We start from the raw sequence: 2,154 nt of genomic DNA on the forward strand, positions 1-2,154 counted from the left end.
AAAGCTAACCAGTGCGGGTTGGCCTTCAGCTGGCTTAGGAATGTTCATTACATTCACAATGACTGGCTTTTTGCCGAGTAAGTGGTTTTGGCCTACGAATGCGTTCATCCACGCGCCACCACGTTTACCTTCACGGGCAAAGTAATCTGCGTAAGTCTTTGCTGCACTGGTTAACACTGCACTGGCCAAAGGGCTTGAAGCATCTCATTCGGCGGGATTTCAATGTTCAGATTGAGCTGAGTTGTGATTTGGCCGCCGTGCATGGCGTGGCTGAGTTGCAACAATTTGAGCAAACCATAGGACTCTTGTCGGGATGAGTCTGTGCCTGCAAGCCAGATTCAAGCGCGGGCAAAGCTACTGCGATTGGCACTTGCTAAGTTCGATGTGATTCAGCAACTATCAACGCTAAAAAGCTGGCTGATTGCCAGCGCCAGTATCACAGGTTTTGTGGTGTGGATTGTCATGATTGCCGGTTTATTGCATCCAGTATTAGAGCTGATTTCTGCTTAGAGCTTTAGATATCTAATTTCTCCTTTCTAGCCCCCAATTTATCGACTAGTTTTTGGTAACTTTTTCGGTCATTTTGAGTCAACATTGGCAGATTAAAACGCTCTCTTTCATTGTTGACGAGTTCGAGAGGAAGCATTTCTTCACAATAGATTGCAAATTGCTCTAAATACATTCTTGAGTATGCCCCTTCTTTAATTGACAAAGGTTCATCTAAATCAAGGCGCTTGTGTTTGACCCAAGCCTCTAGTGCATACCAAGTGGATAAGTACATTGGCCCCCAGAGGTTGGTAAAGTGATTTCTGGATATTAGATTGTGTAAAGCCATATATCCGATTCTTTGCATCGTGATGCTTACACGTTGTGCTGCCGCGAGCTCCTCTATATCCCAATTGCACTCATGAATCTTCTGGTGAGCGTTAGGGCAATTACAATAGTTATGCTTTTTGTGTGCATCAGTTATCAGGCGTATATCGGGCTTTAGTTTATCCATTTCGCTCATGGCCCAGCGCAGAATGTCTGCGTCTCTTGATAGAGCTGATTCTTTAATATTGTTCGAGCCTTGCTTTAATCCATATAGTAGTAAACCCGTGAGAACTACCATTAAGATATTTGTTATTCCAGAAACACCATTCCAGTCGAATGTGGTTAACTGAATATTGAAATCACTGAACATAAACATCCCTAAATGAATTAGCTGAATCGCTTCTATGTCTGTATAATATTTTGTTTTAAATGAGGTTTCAATCAAGTTTCATTTAGTTACTTTGAAGAGTTCAATAATAAAAAACCGGAGGTTAATACCTCCGGTTTTTTGCTTTAAGCCAGATGCGTTATTGGCTTTGGCTCGTCAAACTGTGCTGATTATAGTAGGCCGCGACGGATCAGCAGTCCGGCAACTTCAGGCTTGGCGCCTTTGAAGTTTAGGTACTGCTGGTTCGGGTCGATTGAGTTGCCTTTGGAGTAGATGGTTTCGCGAATTTTGTCGCCATATTCACGGGTTAAACCGCCATTCTTTGCCATGTAATTAAATGCATCTGCGGCAAGCACTTCACTCCACATGTAGGCGTAGTAGCCCGCAGAATAGCCGCCGGCAAATACGTGTGCAAAGTAGTTAGACTTGTAACGTGGTGGCACGTAATCAGATTTTACGCCATTTTTACGGAGCGCTTTGTCTTCAAAATCAGCGAGTGACTCAATTTTAGTGCCGGGTGCGATGCTGTGCCATTCCATATCTAGCAAAGCTGCAGCAACATATTCGAGGCTATCGAAGCCTTGGTTGAATTTGTTTGCGGCGAGCATTTTGTTCAGTAGATCTTGCGGAATTGATTCTCCCGTTTGGTAGTGCTTGGCGTAGTTTGCCAATACATCAGGGTGAATTGCCCAATCTTCTTGGAACTGTGATGGGAACTCAACATAATCGCGCGAGACAGCCGTACCAGCAAGCTTTGGATACTTCACATCTGATAACATGCCGTGCATGCCGTGGCCCATTTCATGGAACATGGTGGTCACGTTATTAAAGCTAACCAGTGCGGGTTGGCCTTCAGCTGGCTTAGGAATGTTCATTACATTCACAATGACTGGCTTTTTGCCGAGTAAGTGGTTTTGGCCTACGAATGCGTTCATCCACGCGCCACCACGTTT

General features: G+C 44.4%; 3 protein-coding genes and 1 pseudogene. 1 reads left to right on the forward strand and 3 read right to left on the reverse strand.

The annotated features are described in order from the left end of the window. A pseudogene (locus IEY18_RS17245) lies at positions 1-171 on the reverse strand (M3 family metallopeptidase); the annotation flags it as partial. A 150-nt stretch (positions 172-321) separates the two neighbouring features. Between IEY18_RS17245 and IEY18_RS17250 the strand changes: the two are divergent. Continuing rightward, positions 322-510: a hypothetical protein gene (locus IEY18_RS17250; RefSeq protein WP_188923121.1), complete on the forward strand. Its 189-nt coding sequence runs from the start codon at positions 322-324 to the stop codon at positions 508-510. Positions 511-514: 4 nt separating this feature from the next. Here the strand turns inward: IEY18_RS17250 and IEY18_RS17255 are convergent, their stop codons facing one another. Both IEY18_RS17255 and IEY18_RS17260 read right to left on the reverse strand, forming a co-directional pair. After that, positions 515-1,183, reverse strand: coding sequence for a hypothetical protein (locus IEY18_RS17255; protein WP_188923123.1), 669 nt, complete (start codon positions 1,181-1,183; stop codon positions 515-517). Between the two features lie 188 nt (positions 1,184-1,371). Continuing rightward, positions 1,372-2,154: M3 family metallopeptidase (locus tag IEY18_RS17260; protein WP_229780029.1), on the reverse strand; the 783-nt coding region annotated here is incomplete at its 5' end.

Origin of the sequence: Shewanella gelidii, assembly GCF_014647855.1 — a bacterium.
Classification (GTDB): domain Bacteria; phylum Pseudomonadota; class Gammaproteobacteria; order Enterobacterales; family Shewanellaceae; genus Shewanella; species Shewanella gelidii.

Bases quoted from the DNA above. Each gene is read 5' to 3' on its own strand.
- IEY18_RS17255 (WP_188923123.1), bottom strand. From the start codon at position 1,183: ATGTTCAGTGATTTCAATATTCAGTTAACCACATTCGACTGGAATGGT.